The sequence below is a fragment of the Bacillus infantis genome (assembly GCF_008180445.1).
GTDB classification, from domain to species: Bacteria; Bacillota; Bacilli; order Bacillales; family Cytobacillaceae; genus Bacillus_AB; species Bacillus_AB infantis_B.
The window spans coordinates 562,783-588,893 of sequence record NZ_VTER01000003.1 but is presented as its reverse complement, the minus strand read 5'-3'; the positions used below and the strand labels follow the sequence as shown (position 1 = coordinate 588,893).

Annotated in this window: 20 protein-coding genes; 15 read left to right on the top strand and 5 right to left on the bottom strand. The window is 47.3% G+C overall.

Annotated elements, in window-relative coordinates; all coding sequences use genetic code 11:
• Positions 1-73: 73 nt before the first annotated feature.
• The 3 genes from FZD51_RS07455 to FZD51_RS07445 are packed head-to-tail and all read right to left on the bottom strand — an operon-like array spanning position 74 to position 2,968.
• Positions 74-421 (bottom strand): cupin domain-containing protein, encoded by a 348-nt coding sequence (locus FZD51_RS07455; protein ID WP_148974169.1) that lies wholly within the window; start codon positions 419-421, stop codon positions 74-76.
• A 6-nt stretch (positions 422-427) separates the two neighbouring features.
• On the bottom strand, positions 428-2,005 hold the full coding sequence (lsrK, locus tag FZD51_RS07450) for an autoinducer-2 kinase (protein ID WP_148974168.1): 1,578 nt from the start codon (positions 2,003-2,005) through the stop codon (positions 428-430).
• A 42-nt stretch (positions 2,006-2,047) separates the two neighbouring features.
• On the bottom strand, positions 2,048-2,968 hold the full coding sequence (locus FZD51_RS07445; protein WP_187445661.1) for a sugar-binding transcriptional regulator: 921 nt from the start codon (positions 2,966-2,968) through the stop codon (positions 2,048-2,050).
• 291 nt (positions 2,969-3,259) lie between these two features.
• On the opposite strand from FZD51_RS07445, the gene FZD51_RS07440 reads away from it, so the two are divergent.
• From FZD51_RS07440 to FZD51_RS26855, 10 genes are all read left to right on the top strand, one after another.
• On the top strand, positions 3,260-4,744 hold the full coding sequence (locus FZD51_RS07440; RefSeq protein WP_222928612.1) for a sugar ABC transporter ATP-binding protein: 1,485 nt from the start codon (positions 3,260-3,262) through the stop codon (positions 4,742-4,744).
• Positions 4,745-4,758: 14 nt separating this feature from the next.
• Positions 4,759-5,760 (top strand): ABC transporter permease, encoded by a 1,002-nt coding sequence (locus tag FZD51_RS07435; protein ID WP_148974165.1) that lies wholly within the window; start codon positions 4,759-4,761, stop codon positions 5,758-5,760.
• Positions 5,761-6,759: an ABC transporter permease gene (locus tag FZD51_RS07430; RefSeq protein ID WP_262380777.1), complete on the top strand. Its 999-nt coding sequence runs from the start codon at positions 5,761-5,763 to the stop codon at positions 6,757-6,759. It abuts the gene before it with no gap.
• Between the two features lies 1 nt (position 6,760).
• Positions 6,761-7,831, top strand: a complete 1,071-nt coding sequence (gene lsrB / locus FZD51_RS07425; RefSeq protein ID WP_222928611.1) for an autoinducer 2 ABC transporter substrate-binding protein LsrB — start codon at positions 6,761-6,763, stop codon at positions 7,829-7,831.
• A 19-nt stretch (positions 7,832-7,850) separates the two neighbouring features.
• Entirely contained in the window at positions 7,851-8,729 is an 879-nt protein-coding gene (gene lsrF, locus FZD51_RS07420) for a 3-hydroxy-5-phosphonooxypentane-2,4-dione thiolase (protein WP_148974164.1), read from the top strand.
• Positions 8,730-9,199: 470 nt separating this feature from the next.
• On the top strand, positions 9,200-9,829 hold the full coding sequence (locus FZD51_RS07415; protein WP_148974163.1) for an SGNH/GDSL hydrolase family protein: 630 nt from the start codon (positions 9,200-9,202) through the stop codon (positions 9,827-9,829).
• Positions 9,830-10,368: 539 nt separating this feature from the next.
• Entirely contained in the window at positions 10,369-11,631 is a 1,263-nt protein-coding gene (gene codB, locus FZD51_RS07410) for a cytosine permease (RefSeq protein ID WP_148974162.1), read from the top strand.
• Positions 11,632-11,634: 3 nt separating this feature from the next.
• Positions 11,635-12,903, top strand: coding sequence for a cytosine deaminase (locus FZD51_RS07405; protein ID WP_148974270.1), 1,269 nt, complete (start codon positions 11,635-11,637; stop codon positions 12,901-12,903).
• Positions 12,904-13,099: 196 nt separating this feature from the next.
• Positions 13,100-13,537, top strand: a complete 438-nt coding sequence (locus tag FZD51_RS07400) for a VanZ family protein (RefSeq protein ID WP_148974161.1) — start codon at positions 13,100-13,102, stop codon at positions 13,535-13,537.
• Between the two features lie 353 nt (positions 13,538-13,890).
• Positions 13,891-14,157 (top strand): LysM peptidoglycan-binding domain-containing protein, encoded by a 267-nt coding sequence (locus FZD51_RS26855; RefSeq protein ID WP_148974160.1) that lies wholly within the window; start codon positions 13,891-13,893, stop codon positions 14,155-14,157.
• 55 nt (positions 14,158-14,212) lie between these two features.
• Here the strand turns inward: FZD51_RS26855 and FZD51_RS07390 are convergent, their stop codons facing one another.
• Positions 14,213-15,421 (bottom strand): M14 family zinc carboxypeptidase, encoded by a 1,209-nt coding sequence (locus FZD51_RS07390; RefSeq protein WP_148974159.1) that lies wholly within the window; start codon positions 15,419-15,421, stop codon positions 14,213-14,215.
• A gap of 323 nt (positions 15,422-15,744) precedes the next feature.
• On the opposite strand from FZD51_RS07390, the gene FZD51_RS07385 reads away from it, so the two are divergent.
• The 3 genes from FZD51_RS07385 to FZD51_RS07375 all read left to right on the top strand — a co-directional run bounded on the left by FZD51_RS07385 (position 15,745) and on the right by FZD51_RS07375 (position 23,438).
• On the top strand, positions 15,745-15,945 hold the full coding sequence (locus FZD51_RS07385) for a helix-turn-helix transcriptional regulator (RefSeq protein ID WP_148974158.1): 201 nt from the start codon (positions 15,745-15,747) through the stop codon (positions 15,943-15,945).
• Between the two features lies 1 nt (position 15,946).
• Positions 15,947-16,246 (top strand): hypothetical protein, encoded by a 300-nt coding sequence (locus FZD51_RS07380; protein WP_148974157.1) that lies wholly within the window; start codon positions 15,947-15,949, stop codon positions 16,244-16,246.
• A 358-nt stretch (positions 16,247-16,604) separates the two neighbouring features.
• Positions 16,605-23,438 (top strand): pullulanase, encoded by a 6,834-nt coding sequence (locus tag FZD51_RS07375; RefSeq protein ID WP_187445660.1) that lies wholly within the window; start codon positions 16,605-16,607, stop codon positions 23,436-23,438.
• Between the two features lie 142 nt (positions 23,439-23,580).
• Here FZD51_RS07375 and FZD51_RS26080 read toward each other — a convergent pair whose 3' ends face one another.
• Positions 23,581-23,727, bottom strand: a complete 147-nt coding sequence (locus FZD51_RS26080; protein WP_187445659.1) for a hypothetical protein — start codon at positions 23,725-23,727, stop codon at positions 23,581-23,583.
• 211 nt (positions 23,728-23,938) lie between these two features.
• On the opposite strand from FZD51_RS26080, the gene FZD51_RS07370 reads away from it, so the two are divergent.
• Both FZD51_RS07370 and FZD51_RS07365 read left to right on the top strand, forming a co-directional pair.
• The gene (locus tag FZD51_RS07370; RefSeq protein WP_148974156.1) at positions 23,939-24,763 is read left to right on the top strand and encodes a glycoside hydrolase family 16 protein; all 825 of its coding nucleotides are present in this window, start codon (positions 23,939-23,941) and stop codon (positions 24,761-24,763) included.
• Positions 24,760-26,109, top strand: a complete 1,350-nt coding sequence (locus FZD51_RS07365) for a glycosyltransferase family 2 protein (RefSeq protein WP_148974155.1) — start codon at positions 24,760-24,762, stop codon at positions 26,107-26,109. Before FZD51_RS07370 ends, FZD51_RS07365 begins: the two co-directional genes overlap by 4 nt.
• The last annotated feature ends 2 nt before the right edge of the window (positions 26,110-26,111 follow it).

The following is a 26,111-nucleotide window of genomic DNA, read 5'->3' as shown; positions in this document are numbered from 1 at the left end:
TGTATGAAAAGCTCTATTGGACCGTATTCTCAAAATAAAAAAAACAGGGCTTGAAACCCTGTCCCTGCGTGCCCTATGGCCTATAATCCACATCCACCTTATCCTTAATCTGATACGGAGCCAGCATAAACGCCCCTTTAAAAACTTCCTTGCCTTTATTGACTAAATAGTGTACTTTCTTTGGCTCAACATGGATGAAGTCGCCTTTCCGGCAGCGGAAGATCTCGCCGTCGATATGGATTTCGAGCTCGCCTTCGAGGACGAAGAAGTTTTCTTCCATGATTTCATGGTAGTGGGCAGGGAAGTCCTGGCCGGGCTGGAGGACGACGAGTCCGAAGTTCATTCGCGGCCCCCTCAGGAGATATTTCGGTCCGCTGTCCCCGAAACGGTATGCTTCCTCGTTTTCATTGATGATGCTCATCTCTCATCACACTCCGCTCTCTTTTAGTCCCGGGGCGATCCACATATGGTCGGTGAGTCCCTGGTCAGCCAATTCCAGCTGGTTTTTATAAATACGGGTCCATTTTTGATACAGCTTTTCATAGACTGCATGATTTTCTTTGTTAGGATAATAGGTTTTTTCAAATGCCACGACCTTCTCAATTGCATCATCGAAGCCGCTGTATATATTTGCTCCTACACCTGCACAGATGGCGGCACCAAGGGCAGTGGATTCTCTTACCACCGGAATTTTGACCGGTTTATTGAGGGCGTCGGATACAATCTGGCACCATAACGGACTTTTGGAGGCTCCGCCTGCAAATACGACAAAGTCTGGGGAAGCGCCGGTTATTCCGCTGATCAGCTCCATATTTCCTTTTGTAACGAAGGCGGCATTCTCCATGATCGCCCGGTAAAAGGCGGCCTTATTGAATCTGCCGCTGTCGAGCCTGAAGTTAAGGAAGCCGGGAGCAGCATGCTTCCAGGAAATATAATTCATGGTATCTGAGAAGGTGCAGAGCAGGCCGTTGCTGCCGGCCGGAACATGCAGTGCTTTTCTCTCCATCTGTTCATAGATGCTTTCATTCGTTTCGTTCTCCAGATATCTTTCCAGGTCACAGAAGCTGTCCCTGAACCATTTCATCACAAGGCCGGGGAAGAAGGCGATGGCTTCATACTGCCATGTATCAGGAATGCTATGGCAGTTGATCCTGACCCTGCATCCAGGATCCATCTGCAGCTTTTTCGTTGTATATTCATATTGCCAAAAGCTCCCGCCGATGACCGCGGCGTCTCCTTCATTGATGATCCCGGCCCCGATGCAGGCCAGCTGGGCATCTCCGCCTCCAGCCACAACAAGTGTTTCTGTGCTCAAACCTGTAAGCGCATTCATTTTAGAGGTGATCTTACCAACTGCTGTTCCGCTTTCATATACCGATGGGAAAATATCATCTCTCAAATTGGCTTTCCTGCCAATCTCAGCTTCCCAGCTTCGGTTCGCCAGGCTGAACAGTCCGGTCGTGCATCCATTGGAAGGCTCAACAGAGAGGATGCCGCTTAGATGGTAGATAATCCAGTCATTCAGCATGGTCACATACTTTGTTTGCTGATAGATGTCAGGCAGATTATTTTTGACCCAAAGAAGGCGGGGTATGGCGCCTAAAGAAAAGGTCTGGCCGGAGATGCTGTACATCTCAGCCTCCAGGGAGCTGTTCCCGCTGTTCAGTTTGGCTGTTTCGTTTTCCGAGCGGGAGTCGACATTGGCGCAGGCCCAAAGCTCCCGGCCGTTTTCATCATAGAGGACGATGGCTTCCCGCATGCTGGTTGTCGAGACAGAGACAATCGCATCAGGGTTTACGCCGCTTTTTCCAATGGTCTCCTTAATTAATGCAATAATGATATTCAGGTTCTTCTCCACATCGAAATCCATTGACCCGGGATATCTTTCATCCTCTAAATGCTTCCATTCTGCCTGTGAGGTGCAGACCTCGTTTCCCTTTGTATCAAAGAGAATGACCCGGGCGCTCCCGGTCCCTGCATCAATCGCCATTAAATATTGATCCATTCACAGTCATCCTTCCCCTGATCTAATCCGGCCTAGGCCGGTTCACTCAACTAAGCCTCTTGCTGCTGCTTCGTCAGTAATCAGAACATCAATATATCCTCCCTTTAGGGCGCCGATGATCGCTTCCCTTTTATGAGCGCCCCCGGCAACGGCCACCACGTGATTGAGTGACTTCAGTATGCCGATTTCGCTGCTGATCAGCTGTTTATGAAGATCTAAATCAATGAGATCGCCGTTAATATCGTAGAATTGGCTCAGCATATCGCCGGCAGCGCCCTGGGTTTTTATGATGTCAATGTCCATAGAATTCAAATAGCCTTCTTTTACAATGGTGGCTTTGTCATTAAGGGCGCCGATGCCCATAATCGTCATATTGGAATGCGGGATCATTTCGAGCACATTCCTGATGGGCTTTTCCGCAAGCATTTCCTTTGCCAGCTTTTCGGATGAGACCATCAATGGAGAGGGTATGATGTAGTGCTTGTAGTTTGGATTGGTATAGTAATCGGAACGTGTATCAATTGCGGTCGGCATATAAAACTTTACACCTCCCGATAAAGACACGAATGTCACATTATATTTAGTGGAAATGCGCAAATGACCAAGCGTCTTGGAGACGGCCTCCCCATAGCCGATGCTGATCAGCGTATCCCCGGTAATCCTGTCTTCAATATACTGCGCCGCGGCCAGCGTGAAATTCTCGCTTTCCGTATCATTGCTGGCCGGGACAATATAGATATCCTTCAGCTGGTACTTTTCTTTTATCTCTTGTTGAAGCTCCTGATAATTGATCTTCTCCAGATCAATCCTGAATTGGATCACATGATTGGCCTTTGCTTTTTCGAGGTATTTGATCACCTTCATCCTTGAAAGGTTCAGAGATTCAGAAATCTCATTTTGTGTCAGCCCCTCAATATAGTATTTCCAGGCAATCTTTGTAATCAGATCATTTTCATAGGACATTTTGTCATCACTCATCTTCTGTTGGAATGTAAACAAAATCTTTACAGTTAAACATATGTTCAGGGAAAAAGAAAATATGACAGTAAAGTGGCTCCGTGCCGTCTGATACGAAAAAATGGCAGGGGCAAGGGGATGCCACTGCGTCAGGGGGCCATGGCCGGTTAGAACTTCAGAAGAAAAATAATAAATTCATATTTTCTTCAAACAAAAATTAATAAAATGATTTGCCGTGAATAAAATGTAACAAGTAAGCGTTTTCAAATAAGTAGGTATGTAGAAGGAGGGATGCAGATGGGAGAGCTTCAATGCCTTATCCGGCTTGCGGATATCCATAAATCCTTTCAGCAGAATAAGGTCCTGAAGGGGGTCTCGCTTGAAATAAATGAATCAGAAGTGATTTCGATCATTGGGGGCAATGGGGCAGGAAAAAGCACATTAATGAAGATTTTAACAGGAGTGCACAAGGCAGATTCAGGGACCCTTGAGATTGGCGGAGAGGAAATCGGCCACTATCATCCCGCCATTGCCCATGAAAAAGGGATCTATCTAGTTCCGCAGGAGCCTTTGCTTTTTCCCAATATGACAGTTGAGCAGAATCTGACGATTGGCTTTGCCCGGGATAAGGCTGAAGTGAAGGCAAGGGCAGCTGAGCTCATTCGCCGGCTGGACTGGAATCTTGAACTTGGGAGGCTGGCCGCTTCCTTATCAATTGCAGAGCAGCAGCAGCTGGAAATCATTAAAGGGCTCCTCAGGGATGCGAAGGTCCTTATACTCGATGAACCTACTTCTGCACTGACTTTTGCTGAAACAAAAGCATTATTTCAATTGATTGATAGGCTGAAAGAATCGGGTGTGGCCATTTTTTATATCACACACAGGCTTGATGAGGTCTTTCAAATCTCGACCCATGCAGTCATTCTCCGTGACGGCAGGATAACGCTTAAAGGGAGAATCGATGAATTTACGAAGGAGATGCTCATAAAAGGGCTGCTGCCGGAAGAAAGCCAGGAAAGCGGTAAGGATGTTTTTGAAAAAAGTCAGAGGGAGCGTGCTGATGAGGAGCCGGTCCTTGATGTGAGAAATATCAGCGGGGATGGCTTCAGGGATATCAGCATCCAGGTTTTTAAAGGTGAGGTAGTTGGAGTGGCGGGGCTGGTTGGAGCCGGCCGGACGGAAATTGCTGAGGCCATCTATGGCATAGGCAAAGTGAAGGGCGGGAAGGTCTTCCTGGCAGGGAAGGATATTACGAATCTGCCTGTCCGCCAAACAATTGAAAATGGCCTGGCTTATATACCAGAGGACAGGTTTCTGAATGGGATATTCTCTATCAGCTCGGTAAGGAATAATCTGACGGCCCAAATACTCAGGCGGCAGGGCTTCTTCAGCAGCCGGAAGAAGGAAAGCAGCATTGCAGAGGAGTATGTCGGCCGGCTGAGGATTAAGGTCAGCAGCCAGGAGGATGAAATCAAATCATTGTCCGGCGGGAATCAGCAAAAGGTTGTCATCTCAAGGATCCTTGCTGGGAACCCTCAGGTGATCATCATGGACGAACCGACCAGGGGGATTGATGCCGGTGCCAGGGGCGATATTTACAGCATCATAGCCGACTTAAAGGAAAAGGGCTATTCCATTCTGCTGATTTCTTCCGATCTGGAGGAGATTGAGAGGCTCAGCGACAGAATCTACACCATCTACCAGGGGACCTGCAATGTATGCCTCGGATTTGATGAAATCAATGCTGCCAATGTGATGAAATCTGCTTTTGGAACGTTATGAAGGATGTGATGTAGATGTCTGCGTTGAAATGGGCGGCGTCACGGCGGGAATTCAGGACTTTATTATTCTTAATTATGCTGTTTGCGCTTGTCGGCCTCGTAAACAGCGACTTTCTGACTCTGGCAAACATACAGGCCTCTGTGAAAAGCAGCCTTCTTTATATTGTCCTCGCTGTGGGCATGACATTTGTGCTGCTGACAGGAAATATTGATATCTCGATAGGGGGGATTATGGGGCTTAGCGCTGCGGTGGCAGGGACCATCCTGAAAAGCGGCGGCAGCCTTTTCACGGCAGCAGCGGCAGCCCTTTTCATAGGTGCGGCCATCGGGCTCATCAATGGATTGGGAGTAACGAGGCTGAAGATCTCTTCTTTTATTATGACCCTGGGAATGCTTGAAATCACACGGGTTCTCCATGTGATCTATGCAGATGGGAAATGGGTGGAGAATCTGCCGGCAGGCTTTAAGGGTCTATCCAAGTTCAGCCTTGCTGGTGTGAATATTCTCTCCATGATGGTGATTGCAGTGGTGATCCTTGTCCATTTTTATCTTTCAAAAAGCAATAAAGGAAGGTATTTTGCCGCAATCGGTGATAACGAAGAAGGAGCGGTATTGCTCGGAATTCCCGTGCAGCGCTATAAAACTTATGCCTTTGTCATCTCCGGCATTTCCGCCTCTATAGCCGGACTGATTTTCGCCAGCCAGATAGGCTTCATCTCAACCACAGCGGGAGCCGGCATTGAAATGACCGTCATTGCGGGCGCTGTTCTCGGCGGGGTTTCTCTCAGCGGCGGGGTCGGGTCTGTCATCGGAGCGGGGATCGGCGCTATCATTATGACTTCAATCAATTCGGCTCTTGTGTTCATGAAGGTTCCTGCTTTCTGGAATGCGGCCATATCCGGATCTCTTTTAATCCTTATTGTGGTCATCGACACCCTGCTGACCAGGAAAGCGATGAAAAAGGCGAAGAAGGAAAGGCTGAATGCGCGGATCCTTCAGAAGGAGGTGCAAATATAAGTGATTCGGAAGATTCCTAAATGGAACCTTATGCTGCTGTTTATTTTACTGGTGGAAATACTCGTTTTCGGCCTGATCAATCCGAGGTTCTGGAATATCTCCATCCTGCTGGGAAGTTTTAATGATTTTATCGGCATTGCCCTCGTTGCCTTCTTCGTCACCTTTGTCATCATCACAGGGGGGATCGATATATCCGGCGGATCAATCATTGGGCTGACCTCAGTCCTTGCGGGGATTCTATCGCAGGTGGCAGGGCTCAATATTTGGCTGTCGGTCATTTTAGCGATAGCGGCAGGCGGGCTTTGCGGGCTCTTGAATGGAATATTGATCGCTTACGGGCGAGTCCAGGCAATGGTGATCACCCTTGGAGCGATGCTGCTCTACAGCGGCATATCCATTGTCATCGTCGGCCTGTCAGGAGTGAGTACGTATGAAGGGATATCAGGTTTTCCGGAGGCCTTCAGCAGCCTGGCCTATGGGGAAGTGATGGGCATCCCGAACTCTGTTCTCCTCTTTCTTGTCATGTTTTCCATCGCATATGTCCTTCTGCATTTAACGAAATACGGAAGGTATATATATCTAACCGGCATCAACCAGAATGCGGCAGAATACGCCGGCATTGACACTAGAAAAATCATTGCCAGCACCTATGTTCTATCTGGATTGAGCGCAGGTGTGGCAGGGGTGATGCTGACTTCCTACCTGGGCAGTGCCCGGGCGGACTTTGGCTCTGAATATTTGATGCCGATCCTGACTGCTGTTGTGCTTGGGGGCACCTTGATCACGGGAGGCAAAGGAGGTGTTATCGGCACTGCGCTTGCCAGCATCATCGTCGGCCTGCTGCAGCTCGGCCTGCAGATGGGCGGCGTTTCCACACAGTATATTGGCCTTGCGACCGGCCTGCTTCTCATTATTTCTGTCGCATTCCTGGGACTGTCATCTGATTTCAAGCATTCGGTGAAAAGGATTCTTGCACCTAAAAAAATGGGGGTCGATTGAGATGAGATTTAAGCCTTATAAGCTGTTCCTTGGTATGGCCATGGCTTCGCTTCTGCTGGCAGGCTGCAGCGGGGAGAAAGACTCCGGCGGCAGTTCCGGCGGGAAAAAAGCTGATGACATTGAAGTTGTCTTTATCCCGAAAATGACTGGGAATGCATTTTTTGAATCAGGCAATAACGGAGCCCAGGCTATGGCGGAGAAAGAAGGGTTCAAGGTCAAGTATGACGGGGCACCGGAAGGGACAGTGGCCAATCAGGTCCAGATCATCAACAGCGCCGTAAGCAGCGGGGCAGATGCCATTGCCATTTCTTCTGTTTCTTCAGACGGTCTGAACCAGGCGCTGAAAAAAGCGCTGGATGCCGGCATCAAGGTAGTCACCTGGGATTCTGACGTTGATCCGGAATACCGCTCTGTTTATGTGAATCAGGGCACACCGGAAATACTCGGTGCGATGCTCGTCGATATGGTCGCCGGCCAGCTTGAAAATCCGGACGAAGCCCAGCAGGTAGCCTGGTTCTATTCCAGCCCGACCGTTCCGGACCAAAACTCCTGGGTTGAATATGCTGATCAGTATATAAAAGAGAAATATCCGAAGTGGGAAATTGTCACAAGGCAATTTGGAGAGGGAAATGAGCAGAAGTCCCTGCAGGTAGGGGAAAGCATTCTTGATTCCTATCCAGATATTGATGCGATCATCTGCCCTGATTCCACTGCTCTTCCAGCAATGGCACAGGCAGCGGAGAATAAAGGGCTGACAGCGAAAGATGTTGCAATCACTGGGTTTGCGTCACCGAATTCCATGAGGCCATTCCTGGAGAACGGCACCATCTTGAATCATGGCTTATGGGATGTCCAGGATCAGGGAGCGCTTGCTGTTTATATCGCTTACCACCTGGCACAGGGTAATGAGCTGAAGGTTGGCGACAAGCTGGAGGTGCCGGATCTTGGTGAAGTGACAGTCGAACCGAACAGCATCCAGGGCTATGACTATGAAGCTGACGATTCCGGAATCATCGTGCTGCCGGAGCGGATTGTTTTTACAAAAGAAAATACAGGTGATTATGACTTTTAATTAGGGGGAGTTGCGGAGAATGGCAGACAATATCGGCAATAAAGCGGCGAAGAATTTTTTTGAGGATGTACCATTTGCGGGCGGTGAGGGATTCCATGTAAAAGGGGCCGCCAATTATGATTGGGGCATGAAGGATCGGCTGTCGCGGATCTTCAATCCGAAGACCGGAAAGACGATTATGCTCGCATTTGACCACGGCTACTTTATGGGGCCAACCTCAGGACTTGAGCGGATCGATCTGCTCGTCCCCAGGCTTGAGAAATATGTTGACTGCCTGATGGGAACAAGGGGAGCGATCAGAAGCAGCGTGCCGCCTTCATTCAATAAGGCCATTGCGCTAAGGGCTTCATCAGGATCATCTATTCTGCAAAGCGATTTAAGCCATGAATCCATGGTCGTCGATATTGAAGATGCTGTCCGGATGAATGCCAGTGCCATTGCGATTCAGACCTTTATTGGCGCAGATGGGCAAAAAGAGACGATTGAAGAGCTGAACAAAGCTGTTAATCTGGGGATGAGATATTCCATCCCAACCCTGGGTGTCGTTGCAGTAGGGAAAGAAATGGCGCGTACTACAGAGTTCTTCCTGCTCGCCACCAGGATGCTGGCGGAATTTGGTGTCCAGATCGTCAAAACCTATTATTGCGATGACTTTGAGAAAGTAGCATCCGCCTGCCCAGTTCCATTGGTGGTCGCCGGCGGTAAAAAAATTCCGGAAAAAGAGGCACTCACCCTTGCCTACAACTCCATCCAGGGAGGAGCAGCCGGCGTCGATATGGGCCGAAACATCTTCCAGTCCCAACATCCGGAGGAAATGGTGCAGGCCGTTGGGAAAGTGGTGCATGAAGGGTTTACAGATAAAGAGGGGTATGAGTATTATCAGTCACTGATTCAATGAGCGGAGGTGTCGGTGGTATTTAATAGGAGGTTTGGAACGGTTATTTTCCAATAAATGTAACATGGATGGAATAACTGAAAAAGTGGGGAGAATAACTGAAAAAGTAGGTAGAATAAATCCAAATGCAGGTTGAATAACTATAAAAGTAGGTAGAATCATACCGGAACCGAGGATGACTTCTATAGGATATCATCTAATTTAATGGAAATGCCCCTCCAGCACATGCTGGAAGGGCATTTTTCATGCGTTCACCATTCTTAATTATCATCGGCATAGCAATTTTACCTTTTTTCGCCATCTTTTTGTATGGCGGCGGTCCATTTTAAAGCATAAATCACTTCGTTACAGACATACAGAGAAACAGTATCCCATTTTGATAAGACGAGCAGCACGTAACCTTATCTCACCAGCAGGAATCCCCGGGGAGATTATCTAATATTAAAAGTATCAAATAAAAGCAGGTGAAGCATATGGCGGCAAAAAAAATCTTATTTATTGGAGACAGCATCACAGATCACAGCAGAAGGGAGGATCCTGAACAAATCGGATTCGGTTATGTAAGGAATCTCCGTGACTATTATATGACGGCATTTCCTGAAAAGGCGCTTGAGTTCATCAACAGAGGTGTCGGCGGCAACCGTGTTACTGACCTTGCTGACCGCTGGAAGGCGGATGTTATTGATATTCAGCCGGATCTTGTGTCCATTTCGATTGGTATAAATGATGTATGGCGGCAGCTGGACAGTCCGGGGATTGTGCAGATAGGACCTGAGCGATTTAAAGAAGTTTACGGGGAATTGCTGACACAGGTGAAAGAGGAGACTGAAGCCCGAATTGTGCTCATGGAGCCGACTGTCATTGAGGAAGATGTTCATTCGGAAGGCAATAGGCTGCTTACTCCATATGTTGAGGCTGTTCATGAGCTTGCTGAACAGTTCCAGGCAGTTGTTGTGCCGGAGCATAAGGCATTCATCCGATATCTGGAGTCGGGGGGAAGCCTTAAATTGACAACGGATGGGGTGCATATGACATCGGCTGGGGATATGCTGATGGCGCGGGCGTGGGTTATGGGAGCAGGTTCTTTGTCTGTCTTTAGCTGAAATTGATTTTGGTCGTTGAATGGATGTATTTTTCCAATAAATGTATTTTTGTTGGGTAACTCTGATTTTATGTAGAATCATATACATTTCGGAGCTCTATTAAGAAAAAATGTCCCTTTTACATATAGTAGAGGGGCATTTTTCATGCTATACCACACTCAAATGCGATCCAGCAGGACTTTCTCTCCCGATTCAGCCTCCTTCTGCAGAGCTGACGCCCAATTTTTCCGAAAAGAACCCACAATATCTTATAACCTCACCTCTTCCCGCTAACCCACCCATTTGACATCCCCCTATTTTTCTGCAATAATAATAACCAATTAAATACTGGTACCTTTAATTCAGTCCCGTGAGGCTGGCAAGGACAGCGGAAATTATGAGAATCATTGGGTGAGGTGTATCCTGCCCGCTGGTTTTTCATGAGGAAAAAGGCTTCTTGTCGGAAACGGCGAGAAGCCTTTTTTCGTTCCAGCTTCTTATCATCGAAGGCTCCTTCGGTACCAGTTTCAACACTATTGAAACTTATAGGAGGAATGGAAATGAGTAAAGTAGATTTGGATTTTTCACTGAGTGCGGTTCCGCAGAAGCACCGCAGCGGTTTTTGGAGGATGCTTGTGGTAATGCTGGGGCTGACATTTTTCTCGGCGAGCATGTGGTCAGGCGGAACGCTTGGTTCAGGGCTGACTTTTATGCAGTTTATCGGCATCGTCCTGGCTGGGAACCTGATACTTGGCGCTTATACAGGAGCGCTTGCCTATATCGCGGCCAAGACCGGCTTATCGACACATCTGCTGACGCGCTATGCATTCGGTGAAAAAGGTTCTTATCTTTCTTCATTCTTACTGGCAGCGACCCAGGTTGGCTGGTTTGGCGTCGGTGTGGCGATGTTTGCTCTTCCTGTCCAGAAGGTGACTGGGCTTGATGCGTATCTGCTGATTGTGATTGCCGGCATCCTGATGACGGCGACAGCATTTTTCGGAATGAAGGCACTGGCGATCTTGAGCTTTATCGCGGTTCCGCTCATCACCATTCTTGGCAGTTTTTCAGTGTTCAAGGCAACGGAAACGGTTGGAGGGCTTGACGGCCTTATGCAGTATCAGCCAACAGAAGCGATCGGGCTTGCTGCAGCATTAACGATCTGTGTGGGTTCTTTTATCAGTGCTGGGACGCTTACGCCTGACTTTGCCCGCTTCGCCAACAAGAAGCGGTCAGCAGTCATTACGACTGTGATTGCCTTCTTTATCGGAAATTCGCTCATGTTCATCTTCGGAGCCATCGGGGCCATTGCGACCGGCCAATCTGATATTTCCGAAGTGATGTTCATTCAAAAATTGATCCTCCCGGCCATCCTGGTGCTCGGGCTTAATATCTGGACAACCAATGATAATGCGCTGTATGCATCCGGCCTTGGATTCTCAAGCATTACAAAAATCGCGAAAAGCAAGGTTGTCATTTTTAACGGAATCGTCGGTACAATCCTGGCAATGTGGCTCTACAATAACTTCGTCGGATGGCTGACTATCCTCGGGGCAGCTCTGCCGCCGGTGGGAGCCATCATTCTCGCGGACTATTTTATCATCAACAGAGGCAAGTATAAGAAATTTGAGCAAATGACATTCAAAGCTGTCAACTGGCCGGCCATGATTGCATGGGGAGCGGGTGTGCTTGCTGCGAATTTCATCCCGGGAATTCCTCCGGTCAATGCACTGCTAGGAGCGGCGATCACATTCGTTGTCATCACCAAGCTTGCAGCTCTCACGGCAAACACAGGCACAATAACAGAAATGGAAAAGGTGAGCTGAATGATGTTAATTAAAAATGCGCAGCTTAGAGGCAAGGACGGGCTATGGAATATAACAGTAAGAGACGGAAAGATTGCGGAGCTGTCTCAGGGCGAAGTCTCCGGGTGGCAAGGCGAAGAGCTTGATGTAAAAGGATCGCTAGTTTCAGCTCCATTTATTGAACCGCATATCCACCTGGATACAACGCTTACGGCAGGAGAGCCTGAATGGAATCAGAGCGGCACACTGTTCGAGGGCATCCAGAGATGGGCTCAGCGCAAGGAAACTTTGACACATGAGGATGTAAAGGAGCGCGCTAAAAAAGCACTCAAATGGCAAATCGCACAGGGAATCCAGCATGTCCGCACACATGTGGATGTGACAGATCCAACCTTGACGGCGCTGAAGGCGCTTTTGGAGGTAAAAGAAGAAATGGCTTCACATGTTGATCTGCAGCTCGTCGCTTTTCCGCAGGAGGGAATCCTCTCTTATCCAAGCGGGGCAGAGCTGATGGAAGAAGCGCTGAAAATGGGCGCAGACGTGGTCGGCGGCATTCCGCACTTTGAGTTCACGAGAGAATATGGCGTTTCTTCTATGAAGATTGCATTCGATCTCGCGGAAAAATATGACCGCCTGGTAGACATTCATTGCGACGAAATCGATGATGAGCAGTCACGGTTTGTTGAGGTGGTGGCAGCGGAAGCATATGAGCGCGGGTTCGGCAGCAAAGTGACAGCCAGCCATACAACAGCGATGGGCTCCTATAATGATGCTTATGCCTACAAGCTCTTCAGACTTCTTAAGATGTCCGACATCAATTTTGTAGCCAACCCGCTCGTCAACATCCATCTTCAGGGCCGTTTTGACACATATCCAAAGCGAAGAGGCATCACAAGAGTGAAGGAGCTTCTCGAAGCAGGAATGAATGTGAGCTTCGGCCATGATGACATCTTTGATCCGTGGTATCCGCTTGGAACAGGCAATATGCTTCAGGTGCTGCATATGGGCATCCACGTATCCCAGCTCATGGGCTACGAAGAAATTGTCCGTTCCTTTGACTTGATTACCGATAACAGCGCCAGGACGCTTCATATCGAAGACAGCTACGGTATAGAATCCGGAAAACCGGCCAGCTTCATTGTCCTCGACGCTGAAAATGAATACGAAGCCATCCGCAAACAGGCAGCCGTCCTTTACTCTATTAAGAACGGCAAAATCATTGCGCAGACAAGCCCAAGGCAGACTTCTATTCTGCTGGGGGAGGAAAGAGAAATTATAGATTATAGCAAATAGAACAGAGAGAAGGGGCAGCAGCTGCTGCCCCTTTTTGGTCTTCCGTGTAGTCCGTGTCAGGCACCGCGAAAAGACACTTTCCCCATATTTGTCCACGAGCGGTGCCTGAAACGGGGGTCTCACGGGGATGTACGCTGTATAGTTTAAATCTTCTGCGGTGAGACTGTTCCTAAAGAAACTAAGGCGGTGCGCTATTTTGAGGACTTTCTTTGTAGTTGTGATGAGTGCCTTTATATTTGTTTGTACCTGTTCGAGCAGTTTTGCTGATTTAAAAGAATCAGGAGAAGTTCATTTTGAATGGCAGGGTAACCCTGCATTTGGAGAGCTGCTGCTGCCTTGGCCATCAGATGCTGACAGAAATTTTGCTTTCCAGAAGGCAGGGCATGCACTTGCATTTTTTGTTTTTGCCTGCGGGCTGCTGCAAATCCTTCCCTATAGATATGCCGCTGTCCTCTCTATCTTATATGCATTTGCAACAGAAATTCTGCAGCTTTACTTTACACGCAGCGGCCGGCTGCTGGATGTATGGGTCGACTGCGCAGGCATTGCAATTGCTCTTATTCTTTTCCTGGTAATCAAAAATTTTACCCGCAGGCATGTACATAAGGACAGCGCCAGCTTTCACAGGACCTAAACTCTGTTTTAAAGCTGTGTCAGGCAGGTCCATCCGCCCGGTCTAAGGATATGTGAGTCAAAAGGGGGCAGGTACTTTGTCTCCTTTTTTTCTGCAGAAATCCTTTTTTTTATTATTTTCCCAAGCAGGATATGCGATAAAGAACAGCCTGTCAGCTTCAGCTTTGTCCAACTTGCTTAATAAAGAATTTATTTCTTTTGAATTTAGATATATCCAGTAATAAACACGCCATTATGCCTAGTTTTAAACTGCTGTATATTAGCTGGTTTTCCCAATTCTAAAACCATTGTTGGTATGGAATATATCTGATAGTTTTGAAGGGAAGGACCCGAAACTATTTAGGAGGAGATATTATGAAAAAACTCGGGAAAATTGTATTAGCGTCTGCTATGTCTTTAGGTATCCTGGGCGGAGTCGGAAATATCGGCGCATCCACCGCTGAAGCTGCCCCTCCAGGCTGCTTTGGCCCGGTCTATTATTATGTAAAGTCAGGGGACACTCTATCTGAAATTGCAGCTAAGTATGGGGTGACGGCTTCCTATCTGGCATCACTGAACAATATTTCAGATCCGAACAAAATTTATGTAGGCCAGCGTTTAATGACATATAACTGTAACTAATAGAATTAAAACCTCCATCCTGCCGGGGATCCAGGATGGAGGCTTTTTTTATCTTTTACAGCCCTGGCTCATAAGCGGTATTCGGAATCTCGCTGTAATCATCCGCATCTAGATTGTCCACCGAGCCATCCGCTACTCCTTTAATAATGGCATTCAAGCCGGTTTCAACCGCCTTCACAAGCTGTCCTTTTTTCTTTTGTCCAAGCGTATGGGACTGGCCCCTGACCTCGAATAGGACCGTGCCGCTTCCGTTAAGGGCGAAGCTTCCCAATGCAGTGCCTGGAAGGTCCAGGTTCTGCTGATAGAGGGTGATATTATTGAAAGGAGAGTTGCCGATTGATTGAAGTGCATTATATGCTGCTAAGTTCAGCTGCTTTGAATACTCAACATTATATTGATCAGCATATTCCGCATATTTCGCTCCTGCCGTAGTATTTGGATCAGGCACAAACTCGCCTGACAAGGACATAGTCACGATGTCGTCAGTTCCCTCTACATAGTATTGTCCTTGATGGTGAAGATCAACGAAGACATCAACCTTCCCGAACTCGGCCGTTAATGCTTTATACACATCTCTTACGGTTTGGGATTCCGGTGTTATGTACCAGCCGGGTTCGCTTGATCTGCCAGGGAAATCTCCGGCCTGCGGTACGTAATCAAGGTCAGGGTTGAAGTCGCGGTTCACATCAAACCCGGGCTGTCCGGTGTAATTCCGCTCCTGGATCGTGCCTGAAGCATAATAATTCCATGCTGGCTTTACGGCTGCAAGCTGAGGGAAGTTTTGCACAGCTTCCTCCCAGGACATATCATTTCCGCGGCGGTCAAGCTCAGAAGCATCCGGGTTGATTTTTGGCAGCATCACCAAAGTGATATTTTCACGAATCTGCCTTGCCTCCGGTGAATTGCTGGATCCGAGATGCTGAAGAATTTTTAATAATGCATCTGTGCCAGTCTTTTCATTGCCGTGAATTTCGCTTTCAATCAATATCACTTTTTCCCCCGTACCGACTCGTGCCTGGTAAATGTCCCGTCCCTGATTGGATTGGCCGACAACCGATAACGACACTTTGCCCTGGCTGCTCTTCTCAATCTGCTGGAGCTTGTTTACCATCTCGGCATAGTCAGTAAATCCAGCCACAGAGCTGGCCTCATACTGTCCTGCTTTGCCGCTGTCAGGAGATGGGGCCGCAATAGCTGTGCCTCCCGCCCCCGCACATAAAACAACTGCTGTACTTAATCCTGCAATCCATTTGTTTACCCTCATCCTGTCACTCTCCTTCGCTTTTCTTACAAAGACTATTGTAAATCGACAAGCCGCCGTCACCTTGTCGAAATATGAACCACGCACAGGTCTAGTTTTGTAGGAATGAAATGAAGAGTGTCGAATATTTCGCATTTCGAAATAATTGAATAGTTCGTACTATCAGGTGTATAGAAAGATCATGCCCATTGTCACCCGTTCTCAAATTAAGCATGACTATGAATCTATATATGTAATTAATTTCTTACTTTTTGTAAAAAATACTTTACACTATGTAAGGAATATATTACAATTCACTCAATGGCTTACCTGAAGGGCGGATGAAAATGCTTGATAATAAAATCTCTGTGTACAGAGCGGAAAAGAAAATGACGCAGCAGGAGCTGGCAGATGCAGTCGGGGTAAGCCGGCAGACAATCCTTTCCATTGAAAAAAACAGATACAATCCCTCTCTGATTTTGGCCATTAAGATTGCAAAGGTAGTAGACAAACCAATCATGGATGTTTTTGATTACAAGGAGGAGTAAGATGTTTTCAATGCTCAATGCTTCGATTGTCGTACTTGTTGTCTGTGTCATTTTGTCGGAGGCCTATAAGGCCAGGTTTGAGAAAGACAGTGAATCCAAGGATGAGAGGGGACAGGTGATCCAGCTGAAGGTCATGTCCCTTTCCTACAAGCTCCTGACTGCGGGTGTCATGCTGGGATTCTTTCTCTCCGCCATCACAAAAATCATGCACCAGGATTATTTTATCTTCTATATACTGCTGATCTTCCTGCTGCAAAGCGTTGTATCTGCAGCATACTTATTTCAATTGAGAAGGCAGTAGAAGGGATGAGGGGACAGCCCCTTGTTCCTTTTTATTTACGTTTAATGGGCCAAGGGGTCTGACCCCCCGGCCCACCCTGGCACATTATAGGACTTTGTTCCGTTGTAAGGGATTGCCGGTTATTGTAAAATTTTCTTAATAATCCTGCAAACGCTTGCACAGGTGTTCCTTCGCTGGTACCATCATTTTTCATTCTTCAATATCCATTCAAAGCAATATTGTTTCTGTTTTTCTGTGCAACTTTGTGCAAACGCTTTCGCGACTCAGCCCGTCAGCTTGCAGGATTAAACAGACAGAAAGGAGGCACCCCCGAACAAAGTTTATCCTATCCAACCAACCAAAAGGAGGAAAGCAATTCATGCAAAAAAACCGACGCCAACTGTCCATCTTCCTGTCGGCCATTATGCTATTAAGCCTGTGGCTGCCATTTATGCCGGCACTTGCGGCAGCAGCTGAAACAGAAGCATCCGACACCCCTGAAGCGGCACAAACCTCTGAACGGCAGGTCCGTTTTACTTATACCCGCGATGACAAAGCCTATGAGGGCTGGAATATCTGGGCCTGGAACACAGGCGTGAAGGATGACCAGATTAATTTTGAATCCTATGAAAACGGGGTTGCGACCGTCAATATTGCTGTTGCCCCTGAAACAAAGCAGTTCGGCTTTGTGCTCCGCAGCACAGAGGACTGGGATACTGCGGAAAAGGAATTTGGCGACCGCTTCATTCCTGTGAACAAAAATGACAGTTTGACAAAAGCATACATCACGAGCGGTGTGGAAAAGATCCGGATTGTCCCGGGCGGATCAGCGCCTGTTATCAATAAAGGCAATGCCACTTTCTATTACCGCGATAAAGAGCTTTTTGCCAATGACAGCATGAATTCTATTGAAAAAGTTGAACTCAAGTTCAACGGTGAAACACAAGAGATGGTGTATGAGCCGGAAAACGAGCGATTCATGCTTACATACGAAAATATCCCGAACGGGAAGCATGAGTACTCTTATCTTGTTACCAAAGACGGCAAGACAACAGAGGTCACAGATCCTTATAACACTAAGGACGGTGTCTCTGCCATCGACTTTCAGCAGGCTGACTTGACTGTATCTGCCTCAACCATGCCAGCAGCCATCGATTATAGCCAAAATGCTGTTCTGAGTGTGGATATAGCAGGACAGACTGACGAGGTGAAGATTACTAAAATTCTCGCTGATACTTCCTCATTGGGAGGTCCTGATCAGCTGGAAATCGACCCTTCACTCGGCAAAATCACCATTGCTGCAGATGACAGCACTACCGCGGGAGTGAAAAGGATTCCTGTTACGGCAGTGGATTCTTATGGCAATGAATATAGCGGAAACGCTGAAATCGAAATTAAAACACGGCAATCTGCCGGCGAAGCTGATTTCGACTGGGATGAGTCAGTCATCTACTTTATGCTGACAGACCGTTTCTTTGACGGCAATTCCTCCAATAATGATCCATACGGACTGAATTATGACGAGTCCCGCGGCGCCTACCAGGGCGGGGATTTCAAAGGGGTAACAGAAAAGCTGGACTACCTTGATGAGCTTGGCGTCAATACGATCTGGATCTCTCCGGTCGTGGAAAATATTCAATATGATGTCCGTGATAGTGAGGCCGATGGCGAGCCATACTATGCCTACCATGGCTACTGGGCGGAAAATTTCAGCAAGCTGAATCCTCATTTCGGCACAATGGAGGACTTCCATACCCTCATCGACGAAGCCCATGAGCGCGGCATTAAAATCATGGTGGATGTTGTATTGAACCATACCGGATACGGCCTCAAAGAGCTGGATGCCGGCAAAGAAAACCCTCCGCCAGGCTACCCGGATGATGAAGACCGGAGCCGCTTCAAGGATATCGTCCGCCAGGGTAATGTGGGCAGCGATGAAGTGGTTGGCGAGCTGTCCAGCCTGCCGGATATTAAAACAGAGGATCCTGCTGTCCGCAAGCAGATCATCGACTGGCAGGCAGACTGGATTGAAAAAGCAACAACGGCAGACGGCAATACAATTGACTACTTCCGTGTGGATACTGTCAAGCACGTGGAAGATGCCACTTGGATGAGCTTCAAAAATGCACTCACCGAAAAAATGCCGGCATTCAAAATGATCGGTGAAGCATGGGGAGCAAGTGCAGATAATAATCTTGGCTACCTCGAGTCCGGAATGATGGATTCCCTGCTGGACTTCGGCTTCAAAGAAACAGCCCGCAATTTTGTAAACGGCAAGCTGAAGGCCGCCAATGATGCCCTTGCTGCCCGGAATGCAAAAGTGGATAACACCGCAACACTGGGCCAGTTTTTAAGTAGCCATGACGAGGATGGTTTCCTGCATTCACTCGGCGGTGATAAGGGCAAAATGAAGGTAGCAGCCTCCCTGCAGGCAACGGCAAAAGGCCAGCCTGTCATCTATTACGGAGAAGAGCTTGGCCAGACAGGCGCCAATAATTACCCGCAATATGATAACCGCTATGATTTTGCATGGGATCAAGTGGAAGGCAATGACATGCTCGAGCATTATAAAAAGATCCTTAACTTCAGGAAAGACCATTCCAAGGTTTTTGCCAAAGGTGACCGTACGGTGATCGGCGGCTCTGACAAGGAGCAATTCCTGCTGTTTGCCCGCAGCTATGGGGAACAGACCGTTTATGCCGGCCTGAACACAGCGGATAAGGCAAAAACCATCAAACTGGCTGTTGATTCAAAAGCAGCCACAGTAACAGACCATTATGCTGATCAAAGCTATCAAACTACTGAATCGGGAGAAGTTATGCTGACAATCCCGGCCAATTCAGATGGCGGCACTGTCCTGCTGACCGTGGAAAACGGCAGCATCACAGGGGCATCGCTTCAAAGCGGGGAAGAGGGCGAGGAACCTGAAATCGAGCCGATTCCTGAGAACTCTGTCCGCATCCACTATAACCGTGCCGACGGCAGCTATGAAAACTACGGGGCTTGGCTCTGGAATGACGTGAAATCTCCGTCAGCCAATTGGCCGGTCGGCGCAACCATGTTTGAAAAGAAAGACAGCTATGGTGCCTATATTGATGTACCCCTTGCTGAAGGAGCCAAAAATATCGGCTTCCTTATCATGGATGTGTCCAAAGGGGATGCAGGCAAGGACGGCGGCGATAAGAGCTTGACCATTTCCTCGCCGGAGATGAATGAAATCTGGATAAAGCAGGGATCTGATGAGGTGTATACCTATGAACCTGTCGATCTTCCGGACAACACCGTCCGCATCCATTATACCCGTGACAACGGGGACTATGATGATTTCGGACTATGGCACTGGGGCGATTCAGCAGCTCCTTCTGATAATTGGCCAGCTGGCGCGGCTGATTTTACCGGAACAGACCGGTACGGGGCGTATGCTGACATCGAACTGAATGAAGATGGCAAGGAACTGGGCTTCCTTATCGTGAACGAAAGCACTGGGGAAAAGGATGCCGGTGATAAGACCTTCAACCTGCTGGATAAATATAATCAGTTATGGATCAAGCAGGGAGACGATGTTGTCTATATTTCCCCATATGGAGATGTGGCATCAGGGATGACCTCTGCAGAAGTCATCTCAGAAGATACAATTCTATTGAACTTTACAATGACAGAAGGATTGACTGCAGACGGATTGAAAGCTGGCTTATCTATCACTGATAAGGACGGTAAAGAAATATCCATTACAAGTGCAAAGATTACTGGTGATAAAACGGCTGAAGTTAAAGCAGTATTCGATCTTGAGAAACTGCCGCTGTCCGTAACCTATTCCGGCCGCACAGTTTCTGCATCATCCGGCTGGCGGATGCTTGATAAGCTGTACAGCTATGATGGCGATGACCTTGGAGCCACCTACAAAAACGGCGGAGCGGTGCTGAAACTGTGGGCGCCGACAGCAAGCAAGGTTACGGCCAATTTCTATGATAAAAAAGACGCTGCCAAGCCGATCGGCAGTGTAGACCTGGAACTTGGCGATAAGGGTGTCTGGTCAATAGACATTCAGCCTTCCGAGCTTGATATAGAAGACCTTGAAGGCTATTACTATCAGTATGAAGTAACCAATAACGGAGTAACGAAAAAGGTGCTCGATCCTTATGCTAAGTCGATGGCTGCTTTTACCGTCAACACGAAAGGGGAAGCAGGTCCGGACGGAGATGATGTCGGAAAAGCGGCAATCATCGATCTGAAGGGAACAGATCCGAACGGCTTTGACCATGCCAGCATCAAAGGATATGAAAAGCGCGAGGATGCCATCATCTATGAAGTCCATGTCCGCGATTTCACTTCCGATCCTTCGATTGAAGGCGACTTGAACTCAAGATGGGGCTCTTATAAAGCATTCATCGACAAGCTAGATTATATTAAGTCGACTGGTGTGACACACGTCCAGCTTCTGCCTGTGATGGCCTGGTATTTTGGCGATGAAACCCAGATGGGCGAGAGGGAAATGGAATATTCTGCAGGAGGAAACGAGTATAACTGGGGCTATGACCCGCACAGCTATTTCTCTCCTGACGGGGCTTACTCGGAAAATCCTGAAGACGCTGAGCTGCGGGTGAAGGAACTGAAGGAATTGATTGACGCAATCCACGATGCCGGCATGGGTGTGGTCCTTGACGTTGTGTACACTCATATGGCCAAAGCAAGCACGCTCAATGATATTGTGCCGAACTACTATGCTTTCCAGGATGCCAAAGGCAATTTCCTTGGAGGGTTCGGCAATAACCTGGCAACAAGCCATACAATGGCTGAAAAGCTGATGGTAGATTCAGTGAAATACTGGTTTGACGAATACAAGATTGATGGCATGCGTTTCGACATGATGGGGGATGCAACCTATCCGTCTATCCAGAATGCCTATGATGCAGCTGCCGCAATCAATCCGGATGCTCTGTTCATCGGTGAAGGCTGGCGGACATTTGCAGGTCATCTTGCTGACCCGGCACTTGAAGGAATGGGAGCAGATCAGGATTGGATGGATAAAACCGATGATGTTGGTGTGTTCTCTGATGAAATCCGCAATGAGCTGAAATCCGGATTCGGTTCGGAAGGGGAGCCGAGATTCATCACAGGCGGTGCTCGTGATCTGGGTGTTATTTTCAATAATATCAAAGGCCAGCCGTCCAACACTGCAGATGATGATCCGGGCGATATGGTCCAGTACATCGCCGCGCACGATAATCTGCCGCTGTACGATGTCATCGCCCAGTCTATTAAAAAAGACCCGGCCATCCCGGAAAATAATCTGGAAATCCATAAGCGCATCCGCCTCGGCAACTCGCTGATCCTGACCTCGCAGGGAACTGCCTTCCTGCATGCCGGCCAGGAATACGGGCGGACAAAGCAATGGCTTGCTGAAGGAGTGCCGGAACAGAAGTACCATGAGCTGACAGATGAAAAAGGGGATCCGTTTGGCTACTTTATCCATGATTCCTATGATTCATCCGATGCAATCAACAAATTCGACTGGCAGAAAGCCACAAATGCATCAGCTTATAAAGTAAATACAATGACACGCGAATACACTGAAGGCCTAATTGAACTGAGAAGATCAACAAACGCCTTCCGCCTCGGGGAGAAAGAGCTTGTAGACAAAAACGTTTCCCTGCTTAATTTCCCTGAAATGAAGGATCAGGATCTGCTGATTGCTTATAAAAATGTATCAACAGACAAAACTGGCAGCTATTATGTGTTCATGAATGCTGACAGCAAAGCCCGCAGCCTGACACTTGGGGAACTGGATCTCTCGAAAGGGACTGTTCTTGTCGATAACGATGAAGCTGGAACCAAGGCCGTTAAGAATCCGTCCGGCTTTACATTGGCAGATGGCAAGCTGACCCTTGATCCATTAACAGTCGTAATCATCAAGGAGGGCACAAAGGGAGAGGGTAATTCTGGCGGCAATGGGGGCGGCAATCATGAGCCTGCCAATCCGCCTGCACCTGGGAAGCCTGGAACCATTCAGCTTCCGGCAGGGGCGGCGGATATAGTAAGAGAAAAGAACCCATCCGGCAAGATGGAGGTTATTACAAAAATCCGTTCCGAGAAGATAGCGGAGATCATTAATACCATCTCAGCGGATAGAAATATGATAGCAGTGAAACTGGAAAAGCCGGCTTCAGGGGAAACTGTCCTGGCACAGCTGCCGGCAAAGCTGTTCAGTGAAGCTGTTCGAAAAAATAAAAATGTCATCATTGAAATCCAGGCAGATGGTGCAATCTACAGGATTCCTGTATCAGAGATTGATACTGCGGCCCTGGCCAAAAAATTGGGTGTTTCTGAAGATGATGTTTATATTACAGTATCGGTTAATCGAACTGCAGCACCGTCTAAAAATGCTCAGGTTGTGTCAGATGCGTTTGCATTTGAGCTTGAGGCACATGCTGGAGATAAAAAAGAGAGCATTTCAGCATTTGGAAAGTTTGCAGAAAAAGAGATTACGGGCAGCAAGGAATTTGATCCTCGCAAGTCCACTGCAGTGAGATTTAATCAGGATGGCAGCTTTACAGCTGTTCCAACTGTATTTGACGGCAAAACGGCGAAAATCAAATCACTGACAAATTCCGTATATGCCATAGTTGAGAATGATAAGTCATTCCCGGATGTTGACCGGTTAAGCTGGGCAGAAGAGTATATTGAAACCCTTGCTTCCAAATACATCATTAAAGGAAAAGCAGATGGGAAGTATGCACCAGGGGAGGAAATCACCCGTGCAGAATTCACCGTATTGCTTGTAAGGGCTTTAGGGCTCCCGGCAAAAGCGTATGATAAGAAATTCTCTGATGTTAAGGGGAATGAGTGGTTCAATGCAAACGGAGAGCTGACAGCAGCTGTCCACTACGGCATTATCAGCGGCAAACCGGATGGCACATTTGCGCCAAACGAAAAACTGACACGTGCCCAGGCAGCGGTCATGATCGCCAGAGCAATGGATCTGGACCTCCTGGAGTTTGACAAGTCGCAGCTGAATGAGAATAAAAAGCTGACAGACTTCAAAGATGCCAGCCAATTTGGAGCATGGGCAAAAGAAGGTGCAGAGGCTGTTTATCAATCAGGCATCATGTCAGGAATGACGAAAACCACATTCAATCCAAACGGTTACACCAAACGTGACCAAATGGCAAAAATCCTCGCAGAATTCCTGCGAAAAGCAGAAATGATGAACTAAAAAAGTGAGAAGGAATCTTCCAGTTGTTTCGACAAAATCCGGGAGGTGCCTGTCACCAAAGAAAAGCCGGCTGAAGAAAATTCAGCCGGCTTTTTGAATGCAATTTTCTTTTCATACTTCGACAAAATTCGGGAGGTGCCTGTCACCGAATAACCAGCCCCCGCCTTTTCTTCAAAGGGATGCTGTAGCAATCATCACAAACTCCATCATTATCGACAAACTCCGTGTGGTCCATAATCTCGGATTGGCATTGAGAGCAAATCCATTTTTCTTTGACAGCCTGCTCCATATGATCATCTCCTTTAATTGTATTTTATTGTCAATATTCTGTATATTTTGATATTTTCCTGCAAGGTTTTTTAATAACTTTAGTTATTACTAGACGAATAAAAAGCTGTTTGTTAATATAAACTATATCGTTCTTTAAAGAGAACAAAAAAGTGCTGTCTTTATGTTCTTAATAAAGAATATTTAATCTCTTAAAAAGAAGGTGTGCGTCCATGAAGATTTTTTTCTTGTTTCTTCTTATTTTGGCTTTGCCAGGCAGTGAATTTATACATGAAAAGCAAACGGCTGCGAAGATGCCAGAAAGAGTATTCGGTAAAGAAGAAATGGCTGCCCCTTCAGTGGATATGACGAAGAAAGATGGGTGGCATCTTGTCTGGAATGATGAATTTCACGATGAAAAGTCATTCATAAAGTGGAATCCGCAAAATTGGCCATCAGAAAAAAATGGAGAATGGCAGTACTACCTTCCGGAAAATATTGATGTCAGGGATGATCTCCTGGTTATTTCAAGCAGAAAAGAGTCTTATAAGGGGCGAAGCTATACCTCTGGTGCTGTTACGACTGAAAGCAAGTTTGAATTCACTTATGGAAAAATTGAAATCAGAGCGAAGCTGCCGAAGGGCAGAGGCATATTTCCCGCTTTCTGGCTTGTGAATTCCGACGAAGACTGGCTGCCTGAAATAGATATCATGGAGAATATCGGCCAGGCTCCGAACGAGCTTTATTATGTTGTTCATTGGAAGGACGAAGCCGGCAAACAAAAAAGGGATTACACAAAGATAACGGAGGATATTGATTTCTCTGAGGATTTCCATCTGTACGGTCTAATATGGGAACCGGGAAGAATCATATGGACACTGGACGGCAGAAACGTCTTTGAAACTGATGACTTTTCGCCGGATTCGCCTCTCTTTCTGTACATAAATACGGCCATTGGCGGAAACTGGCCGGGACCGCCGGATCCGCAGGATGATTTTCCAAAAGAATTGCTGATTGACTATGTCAGGGTATACCAACAAGGAGGGATAGGCCAGTGATAGTACTGCTGTATGTATCTTTTGCCATCTTTTTTGCCTTTGTGATTATGCAGTCCCTGTATATTTTAATTCCATTGTTCAAGGAAGAGAAAAAAAAGCGCAAGGAAGTCAGGCAAATGTACAGCTTTTCCGTCATTGTGCCTGCTTTTAACGAAGAAAAAGTGCTTGAGTCCTGTATCATTGGCTACAGTGGCCAGAGGCATCAGGAATCAGAGCTGATCATTGTAAATGACGGATCAACTGACCATACAATTGGCATGCTTACAGAGCTATTGTCCCTGGTTCCATGCAGAAGGGCTTTTTCAAGAAAATTAGAGCATAAAGAGATAACAGCTGTATTTCAATCAGAGCGGTACTCCAATATCTTTGTCATTGACAAGCGAAATGGCGGAAAATCGGATGCCTTGAATGCCGGAATCAACTTCAGCCAAAATGACATTGTTGTTACGCTTGATGCGGACAGCATATTGGAGAGGAACAGCCTTTCAGAAATGAATGCTGAATTCCAGGATTCAAGCATCATTGCCTGCGGTGGAAACGTCCTTATCGCACAGGCTTTCAGCGGGCACGTCCATCATCTTAAACCTACTTTTAAGCTAAAGGGGATCATTAAATTTCAGTTCCTCCAATATTTAACCGCGTTTTATCTTCATAAACGGGCCCAGGCATCGCTCGGAGCCATGACGGTCATAGCAGGAGCATTTGGAGCATTCCGCCGGGAGGTCCTATTTAATATTGGCGGTTTTCGGGAAACGATTGGCGAGGATATGGATATTACCCTTAAGATCCAGAAGCTGATCAAAGAACATGGCTGTGTCCACAGAATTTCCTACGTCCCAGCCGCTGTCTGTTATACTGAATGCCCCAGTACGCTGAGGGACATGTTCAAGCAGAGGGTCCGCTGGCAGAAAGGCTTTATTGACTGCCTGATACAATACCGGAAATCCTTTTTCCGCAAACTGCCTTTTGGCTTTTCTACTGTCTTTTTGTTCGACCAATTCCTTGTCGGCACATTGAATGCCTTTCCAATGCTGGCGATACCGGCCATGCTGCTATTGAATCAGGGCCAGCTTCTGCTTGTGCTCATGCTCGGTTCAGGGGCCGTCTTCCTGTATATTTATCAATTTTTTACAACATTATTTATCAGCCATCTGCATGGGGTTACCTTTCGGAAGAGGGATATACTCAGGATCCTTGTCTTTCTGCCGGCGGATATATTATTCTATCGCATTATGAATCTATTGTTTGTCGCTTACGGGACGCTGTCCTTTTTTCATAAATCCAAAAGCTGGAATAAGCTTGAGAGGTCTGGAAATCTGGCATGGAAAGGGGCGGAAAAGGCGTGAGC

Coding starts and splice junctions, on each gene's coding strand:
- FZD51_RS07385 (WP_148974158.1), top strand. CDS start 15,745: ATGCTTGATAATAAAATCTCTGTGTACAGAGCGGAAAAGAAAATGACG.
- FZD51_RS26080 (WP_187445659.1), bottom strand. CDS start 23,727: ATGGAGCAGGCTGTCAAAGAAAAATGGATTTGCTCTCAATGCCAATCC.
- lsrK (WP_148974168.1), bottom strand. CDS start 2,005: ATGGATCAATATTTAATGGCGATTGATGCAGGGACCGGGAGCGCCCGG.
- FZD51_RS07455 (WP_148974169.1), bottom strand. CDS start 421: ATGAGCATCATCAATGAAAACGAGGAAGCATACCGTTTCGGGGACAGC.
- FZD51_RS07390 (WP_148974159.1), bottom strand. CDS start 15,421: ATGAGGGTAAACAAATGGATTGCAGGATTAAGTACAGCAGTTGTTTTA.
- codB (WP_148974162.1), top strand. CDS start 10,369: ATGAGTAAAGTAGATTTGGATTTTTCACTGAGTGCGGTTCCGCAGAAG.
- lsrF (WP_148974164.1), top strand. CDS start 7,851: ATGGCAGACAATATCGGCAATAAAGCGGCGAAGAATTTTTTTGAGGAT.
- FZD51_RS07440 (WP_222928612.1), top strand. CDS start 3,260: ATGGGAGAGCTTCAATGCCTTATCCGGCTTGCGGATATCCATAAATCC.
- FZD51_RS26855 (WP_148974160.1), top strand. CDS start 13,891: ATGAAAAAACTCGGGAAAATTGTATTAGCGTCTGCTATGTCTTTAGGT.
- FZD51_RS07405 (WP_148974270.1), top strand. CDS start 11,635: ATGTTAATTAAAAATGCGCAGCTTAGAGGCAAGGACGGGCTATGGAAT.
- FZD51_RS07380 (WP_148974157.1), top strand. CDS start 15,947: ATGTTTTCAATGCTCAATGCTTCGATTGTCGTACTTGTTGTCTGTGTC.
- FZD51_RS07415 (WP_148974163.1), top strand. CDS start 9,200: ATGGCGGCAAAAAAAATCTTATTTATTGGAGACAGCATCACAGATCAC.
- FZD51_RS07370 (WP_148974156.1), top strand. CDS start 23,939: ATGAAGATTTTTTTCTTGTTTCTTCTTATTTTGGCTTTGCCAGGCAGT.
- FZD51_RS07375 (WP_187445660.1), top strand. CDS start 16,605: ATGCAAAAAAACCGACGCCAACTGTCCATCTTCCTGTCGGCCATTATG.
- lsrB (WP_222928611.1), top strand. CDS start 6,761: ATGAGATTTAAGCCTTATAAGCTGTTCCTTGGTATGGCCATGGCTTCG.
- FZD51_RS07435 (WP_148974165.1), top strand. CDS start 4,759: ATGTCTGCGTTGAAATGGGCGGCGTCACGGCGGGAATTCAGGACTTTA.
- FZD51_RS07445 (WP_187445661.1), bottom strand. CDS start 2,968: ATGTCCTATGAAAATGATCTGATTACAAAGATTGCCTGGAAATACTAT.